The following is a 6,761-nucleotide window of genomic DNA, read 5'->3' as shown; positions in this document are numbered from 1 at the left end:
CGACGTGTTCACCATGAGCCGCAAGAACGCCTTCATCGAGGCGGTCAAGGCCGATCCGGACGTCGAGGTCCGCTTCACCGACGCCAATCTCGACATCTCCAAGCAGCTCGACCAGATCGACAACTTCGTCACCCAGAAGGTCAACGCCATTCTGGTGGTGCCGGTCGACTTCGAGGGCATCGTTCCGGGTATCGAGAAGGCCAACGCGGCCGGCATTCCGGTGATCGCCCTTGGCATCAAGGCGGCGGGCGGCGAATACACCTTCGTCGGCTCGAACGACTACGATGCCGGCAAGCTGCAGGGCGAGTTCATGAAGGAGAAGCTGCCCAAGGACGCCAAGGTTGTCTACCTGCAGGGAACGCCGGGCCTCACCCACTCCAAGCAGCGTCTCGACGGCTTCACCGATGCCTGCCTGAAGGAACGGTCCGACGTGACGGTGCTGGCCAGCCTCAGCGCCAACTATGACCGCGCCGAGGGCATGAAGGTGACCGAGGACTGGATCCAGTCCTTCCCGCAGTTCGACGCCATCATCGCCGCCAACGACCAGATGGCGCTCGGCGCCCTCGAAGCGCTGAAGACCGCCGGCCGCCTCCAGGGCGTGATGATCTCCGGCGTCGACGGCACCGCCGATGCGCTTGCCGCCATCAAGGCCGGCGAGATGTCGCAGTCGATCTTCCAGAACGCCAAGGGCCAGGCCGAGGTTGCCTTCGAAGTAATCGAAGGCCTCAAGGCCGGCCAGCCGGCGCCCAAGGAAAAGATCGTCGCCTTCGAGTCGATCACCGCCGACAACGTCGACAAGTACCTGAAATAAAACAACTTGGGACGCGCCGCCCAATAGCGCGGCGCGTCTTCATCAGCAAGCAGCGGTGGCCGGCAAACGCAACAAACCGCCTGAAGCATTGGAACGTCGCCTGACCTTTCTGTGCCGACTATCGAACATTCCTTTTCCGATTCCGGATAGAGGCCGAATGGATCAGACGCTGACGATTAAGGTTTGACGAGGACGTAGATATGAGCATCAGGATTGCACTTCTCGGCGCGGGAATCATGGGGGCCGACCATGCGCGCATCGTATCCGGCGATCTTCCGGGCGCCACGCTGCAGGTAGTCTGCGATGCTTTTCCGGAACGGGCGAAAGCCGTAGCGGACGAGTGTGGCGCCGCCGACGTTGCAGCCGACCCGATGGCTGTCATTGCCAGGCGCGACGTGGATGCCGTCCTGATCGCCAGCCCGGACGAGACCCACGCGCCCCTTTCCATCGCCGCCATCGCAGCGGGCAAGCCGGTTCTCTGCGAGAAGCCGTTGGCCCAGAGTTCCGCTGACTGCCTGGCGGTCATGGAAGCCGAGGCGAAGGCCGGACGCTTCTTCGTCCAGGTGGGCTTCATGCGGCGCTTCGATCAATCCTACGCCGAGATGAAGGCGGCCTTGGACGGCGGCGAGCTCGGACAGGCGATCATGATGCACAACTTCCACCGCAACGTGGAGGCGCCGGCCAACTTCACCGGCCAGATGGCCATCACCAATTCGGCGCCGCACGAATACGACGTTGCCCGTTTCGTCCTCGGCAGCGACTACCGGTCGATCTCCGTGTTCCAGCCGGCAGGAGTCGACGGCAGCCAGACCGGGGCGCCGGTGTTCATGGTGCTGGAGACCAATGGCGGCCAACTCGTCAACATCGAAATCAACAACAACGCCGCCTACGGCTACGACGTGCGCAGCGAACTGGTTGGCAAGAAGGGTGCGATCTCCATGAACGCTCCCGTCTACTCTCGTCTCGACGTAGCGCTGCAATCGGTCGAGCGCTACGCGCCCGACTGGCGCCCCCGGTTCGCCGAGGCCTATCGGCGCCAGAACAAGGCCTTTCTCAAGTTTGTGGAAACCGGCGTGCCGTCACCGATCGCCTCCAACTGCTGGGACGGCTATTGCGCCGCCGTCGTCGCCGAAGCCGGCGTCCGAGCGCTGGCCGAGGGACGCAAGGTCCCGATCGAGATGATCGGCAAGCCGGCTTTCTATCGCTGAAGAGGAGCATGAAAATGAAACTCGGTTTTGTGTCCGACAGCCTCGGCAACCGCACCTTTGAAGATATTCTCGATCAGGCCGTGAAGCTCCATCTATCGGGCCTTGAGGTCAACACCGGCGGCTGGTCGACGGCGCCACACTTCGATCTCAAGAAGATGAAAGCCGACGCCAAGGCCCGCGGAGCGTTCTTGAAGGCGTTCGCCGACCGCGGGCTTGAGGTCATTGCGCTTAATGCCAACGGCAACCCGCTGCATCCGACCGACCCGACGCAGGATGCCTGCCTCCGGGACACCATCCGTCTCGCCGGAGAAATGGGGATCAGGAAGGTTTGCACCATGTCGGGCCTTCCCGAGGGAGCCCAGGGCGACAGGATGCCCAACTGGGTCGTCTCCTCCTGGCCGCCCGAGACGCAGACCATGCTCAAATATCAGTGGGAGGAACGGTTGATCCCCTACTGGTCAGAGATCGTTGCCCTGGCCAAAGAATGCGGCGTCGAACGCATTGCCATTGAACTGCATGGCAATCAGTTGGTCTTTAACGTGCCGTCGCTGTTCAAGCTGCGCGAGGCCGTTGGCCCGGTCGTCGGCGCCAACCTCGACCCAAGCCATCTGATGTGGATGGGGGCCGATCCGCTTGCCGCCGTCGATGCGCTTGGCGAGGCCATCTATCACGTCCATGCCAAGGACACCTACATCAACGCCCCTAAGGCGGCGACCGCCAGCCTTCTGGAAAATGGCTCGCTGATGGACATCCCGGCGCGATCTTGGAGCTACATCACGCTGGGTTATGGGCACGGTGAAAGCTGGTGGCGCGAATTCTGCTATCGGCTGAAGATGGTTGGCTATGACGAGTGGCTGTCGATCGAGCACGAGGACGTGCTGCTCTCCCGTCTTGAGGGCTTACGCCGGTCGGTTGAAACGCTACGCTCCGCCGCTCCCGAGGAGGGGAGCGACTTCGCGCCGCAGGCTATCTAGCGGGCAAAACGCTCTCGGCGCCCGTCGCTTCGGGACAGCATCGTTTTCCGAAACGGCGGCCGCCTGAAGCGCTCATCGGCCTGATTGAAGGATCCGTGCAACAGGCGATGGGATGCCGGCTTCAACGCGGCCTTCGGGGACATACCGAACAAGCTATTTCCGGGGAGATTCGGCATGCCGTGCCTCGAAGACGAAAACCTGCCCAGGACCCTACTTGAACTGAAGTACCTAATGGCCCGCAAGGCAAATGGTCTCACCAAGAGAACCGAAAAGGTGGCGCGGTTTACGTTCGCCAATCCCGGGGACATGGCGTTTTATTCCGAGACGAGGCTTGCACGTGCCTGTGGGGTTTCGACCTCGACCGTGTATCGGTTCGTCAGCTTTCTCGGCTTCAAGTCATATGAGACTTTTCGTGAGCTGTTTCGAAAGGAACTCCGCGAGATAGCGCGCCGGCCCTCAGCCTTGCGGGAGCCGCCCGCCGCCCGCCCGGCCGCGCCATCTGTGCGCCTGGCTCCGAACGGAGCGCGCCCGGCCGGGCAGTCGGATACAAGTGGCAGCAGCATGTAGCCTATAGCTGTCCTTTCGGCGGTTTGCTTTCATGCATCCGCCTGATCCGGAAAGGCTCTCCCCTTTTCGCGCGGCCCTCAGCGTCCCTCGTTCATCTCCTCGACCTGGGCGTAGAGCCATTCGACGAAGCGCGTCACCTCCGGTTTCGGCCTGAGGCGGTCGCGGCGGACGAGATAGAGATTGTCGACGCCGCCGGTGACGACGCCGAACGGCGCCACCAGGCGGCCGAGGCTGACGTCGTCGCCGATCATCGACAGGTCGCCGATGGCGAAGCCGCGCCCCGCCTCGGCGGCGCGCAACGCCGTGTCCATGGTGTCGAAGGTCTCGCCGTGCCCGACGTCGATTTCGTCATCACCGAAGGCGCGGGCTACCCAGCGCTGCCAGTCGGTCATGCCGGAACAGTGCAGGATCTGGCCGCGCCGCACCTGCTCCAGCGGCTCGAGGTGGGCGACGGTCTGGTAATAGGCCGGCGAGCAGACCGGCGTCAGCCGCTCCATCAGGAAGGGCACCAGCTCCTCCGGCGGCCACTGGCGCGATTCGTAGAGGATGCCGACGTCGTTCTCGACGTCGCTGGGGTCCATGTTCTCCCACAGCACCGACACGCGCACGGTGAGGTCGGGGTTGGCCGTCTCGAAGCTCCTGAGGCGCGGCAGCAGCCAGCGGGCGCCGAAGGTGGGCGGCGTGCGGACGCGGACGACGCCGGGGCGGGCGCGGATCTGCTCGACGCCGCGGCGGATCGCCTCGAAGGCGGTGCCGAGCGACATGGCGAGCTGCTCGCCCTCCGGCGACAGCCGGACGCCGCGGTGGACGCGGCGGAACAGCTCGACGCGCAGGTCGTCCTCCAGCGCCCGGATCTGCCGGCTGACGGCGCTCTCGGTGACGTTGAGCTCCTCGGCGGCGCGGTTGAGCGCGCCGAGGCGGGCGACGCTTTCGAAGGCCTTGAGGGCGTTGAGGCTGGGCAGGCGATGGACGGCCACGTCGGGCGCTCCCGTCAATGGGTTCCGGTTGATTTTCGTGCACGGCGAGGCGCTGCCGCTTCTTGCGGCAATCCCCTATCGACCAAGGTATCAGCGGCGTTCCTTCATCCTGCAAATCCCGTAGATGTCAGCCGCCAAGCAGCTGTTTTGTCGGAAATATGACGAGCGCACACGCAGTTTCACCTAAGCCTGACGGGTGTTGCGCGGTTGCCGGGGCATTGTTGGCAAGGATTTGTTTACGGTTGAGTTTTTGGAACGTCAAGCGGACAAAAAAGGCGTTTGAAGGGTCAGGCGGCCATCGTCATATAGAGACCAAGCGAACAGTACGGAGTTCTATCATGATCTTCTCGATGTCCCTCCGTCAGTGGGCCGGCGGCACCTTCAATCCCGGCCAGCTCTATCGGCAGTGGCGCAAGCGCAGCCTGCTCAGGCACGACCTGCAGCGGCTGGTCGAGGACCCGTATCTGCTCGACGACGTCGGCTTCTGCCGCGAGACCGCCGAGCGCGAGCTCGACCGCGCCGTCTGGGAGCCGGTGGCCAACCTGCGCATGCCGCCGCACAAGCGCGCCGCCTGACGATCCATTTGCAAGTTGGCAAGAAAACGCCCCGGTGCCGAACGCGCCGGGGCGTTCTCGCATGAAAAAGCGGAGCCTTTCGGCTCCGCCAGGTTGGTCAGGAGGATCGGGGCTTGTGGAGGTGAGGCAGGCTACCCCTTGTTTTTATTGTAGAGGTCGAAGACGACGGCGGCGAGCAGGACGGCGCCCTTGACCATCTGCTGGAAGTCGATGCCGAGACCCATGATCGACATGCCGTTGTTGAGCACGCCCATGATGAAGGCGCCGACCACCGCGCCGGTCACCCGGCCGACGCCGCCGGTGGTCGAGGCGCCGCCGATGTAGCAGGCGGCGATGCAGTCCATCTCGAAGCCGGTGCCGGCCTTGGGCGTCGAGGAATTGAGGCGGGCGGCGACGATCAGGCCGGCGAAGGCCGCCATGACGCCCATGTTGATGAAGGTGTAGAACGAGTAGCGCTTGGTGTTGATGCCGGAAAGCCGCGTCGCCTTCTCGTTGCCGCCGAGGGCGTAGATGGCGCGGCCGATGGTGGTGCGCGTCGTCAGGAAATAATAGGCGGCGACCATCGCGCCCATGATCAGCAGGATGGTGGGAAAGCCCTTGTAGGCGCTGAGCTGGTAGCCGAGGAACAGCATGATCGCCGCGACGATCGCCGTCTGCGCGACGAAGAAGGGCATCGGCACCACGTCGCCGCCATGGGTTTCGTCGAGCCTGCGGCTCTTGAGCGACCGGCGGACATAGAAGGCCGTCAACAGCACGGTGAGGATCAGCGAGGTGGAGTTGAGGCCGCCGATATCGAAAAGGTTCGGCAGGAAGCCGGTGGAGAGCTTGGTGAATTCGGCCGGGAAGGGGCTGATGTTGATACCGCCGAGGATCCAGAAGGTGAGGCCGCGGAACATCAGCATGCCGGCCAGCGTGACGATGAAGGCCGGGATGGAATGATAGGCCACCCAGTAGCCCTGCGCCGCGCCGATGGCGCCGCCGGCGACGAGGCAGATCAGGCAGGCGACCCAGGGGTTGATCTGCAGGCGGATCATCAGGATGGCGGCGAGCGCGCCGATGACGCCGACGATCGAGCCGACCGAGAGGTCGATATGGCCGGCGATGATCACCAGCAGCATGCCGAGCGCCATGATGACGACGAAGGAGTTCTGCAGCACCAGGTTGGTCAGGTTGACCGGCATGAACAGCACGCCGCCGGTGATGATCTGGAAGAACACCATCACGGCGATCAGGGCGATCAGCATGCCGTAGTCCTTGCCGTTGCGCCGGACCGCCGACGCGAACGAGCCTTCATTGCCTTCTGCCATGGGCGAATTCACGCTGGACATCAAACCTTCTCCCCTGGAGCACCCGCCGATCGGGTTGGGACAACCCGATCGAAAAGCGGCTGCTCGAATAAAATAATCTGGAGCATTCGCTTGGCGGCCAGATGGGTCCATCTGGCCGGCGAATGCTCTAGCGCATGATGGCGCCCATGATGTTTTCCTGGCTTGCCTCGGCGACGGGCATTTCGGCGACGATCGCGCCTTCGTTCATGACGTAGATGCGATCGCAGGTGCCGAGCAGCTCCGGCATTTCCGAGGAGATGAAGATGACCGCCTTGCCGGCGGCGACGAGGTCGTTGACGATCGAGTAGATCTCGTACTTGG

Annotated in this window: 7 protein-coding genes and 1 pseudogene; 5 read left to right on the top strand and 3 right to left on the bottom strand. The window is 63.6% G+C overall.

Translation table 11 applies throughout. The annotated features are described in order from the left end of the window. From CJ014_RS27055 to CJ014_RS27040, 4 genes are all read left to right on the top strand, one after another. Positions 1 to 811: sugar ABC transporter substrate-binding protein (locus CJ014_RS27055; RefSeq protein ID WP_100083601.1), on the top strand; the 811-nt coding region annotated here is incomplete at its 5' end. A 200-nt stretch (positions 812 to 1,011) separates the two neighbouring features. Further along, positions 1,012 to 2,019, top strand: coding sequence for a Gfo/Idh/MocA family oxidoreductase (locus CJ014_RS27050; RefSeq protein WP_100083600.1), 1,008 nt, complete (start codon positions 1,012 to 1,014; stop codon positions 2,017 to 2,019). 14 nt (positions 2,020 to 2,033) lie between these two features. Beyond that, positions 2,034 to 2,993 (top strand): sugar phosphate isomerase/epimerase family protein, encoded by a 960-nt coding sequence (locus tag CJ014_RS27045; protein ID WP_100083599.1) that lies wholly within the window; start codon positions 2,034 to 2,036, stop codon positions 2,991 to 2,993. Positions 2,994 to 3,167: 174 nt separating this feature from the next. Beyond that, on the top strand, positions 3,168 to 3,560 hold the full coding sequence (locus tag CJ014_RS27040) for a MurR/RpiR family transcriptional regulator (RefSeq protein WP_100083598.1): 393 nt from the start codon (positions 3,168 to 3,170) through the stop codon (positions 3,558 to 3,560). A 77-nt stretch (positions 3,561 to 3,637) separates the two neighbouring features. On the opposite strand, the gene CJ014_RS27035 is transcribed toward CJ014_RS27040, so the two are convergent. After that, complete coding sequence (locus CJ014_RS27035; protein ID WP_133121957.1) at positions 3,638 to 4,537, bottom strand: LysR substrate-binding domain-containing protein; 900 nt, start codon at positions 4,535 to 4,537, stop codon at positions 3,638 to 3,640. 338 nt (positions 4,538 to 4,875) lie between these two features. Between CJ014_RS27035 and CJ014_RS27030 the strand changes: the two genes are divergently transcribed. Continuing rightward, positions 4,876 to 5,112, top strand: coding sequence for a hypothetical protein (locus CJ014_RS27030; RefSeq protein WP_100083596.1), 237 nt, complete (start codon positions 4,876 to 4,878; stop codon positions 5,110 to 5,112). Positions 5,113 to 5,243: 131 nt separating this feature from the next. On the opposite strand, the gene mmsB is transcribed toward CJ014_RS27030, so the two are convergent. Both mmsB and CJ014_RS27020 read right to left on the bottom strand, forming a co-directional pair. Beyond that, the gene (gene mmsB, locus CJ014_RS27025) at positions 5,244 to 6,440 is read right to left on the bottom strand and encodes a multiple monosaccharide ABC transporter permease (RefSeq protein WP_100083595.1); all 1,197 of its coding nucleotides are present in this window, start codon (positions 6,438 to 6,440) and stop codon (positions 5,244 to 5,246) included. Between the two features lie 127 nt (positions 6,441 to 6,567). Further along, positions 6,568 to 6,761 (bottom strand): annotated as a pseudogene (locus CJ014_RS27020) (ABC transporter ATP-binding protein); the annotation flags it as partial.

The sequence above is a fragment of the Pleomorphomonas carboxyditropha genome (assembly GCF_002770725.1).
Lineage (GTDB): Bacteria > Pseudomonadota > Alphaproteobacteria > Rhizobiales > Pleomorphomonadaceae > Pleomorphomonas > Pleomorphomonas carboxyditropha.
This window is presented reverse-complemented; position numbering and strand designations above follow the sequence as displayed.

Bases quoted from the DNA above. Each gene is read 5' to 3' on its own strand.
- CJ014_RS27050 (WP_100083600.1), top strand. From the start codon at position 1,012: ATGAGCATCAGGATTGCACTTCTCGGCGCGGGAATCATGGGGGCCGAC.
- CJ014_RS27045 (WP_100083599.1), top strand. From the start codon at position 2,034: ATGAAACTCGGTTTTGTGTCCGACAGCCTCGGCAACCGCACCTTTGAA.
- CJ014_RS27040 (WP_100083598.1), top strand. From the start codon at position 3,168: ATGCCGTGCCTCGAAGACGAAAACCTGCCCAGGACCCTACTTGAACTG.
- CJ014_RS27030 (WP_100083596.1), top strand. From the start codon at position 4,876: ATGATCTTCTCGATGTCCCTCCGTCAGTGGGCCGGCGGCACCTTCAAT.
- mmsB (WP_100083595.1), bottom strand. From the start codon at position 6,440: ATGTCCAGCGTGAATTCGCCCATGGCAGAAGGCAATGAAGGCTCGTTC.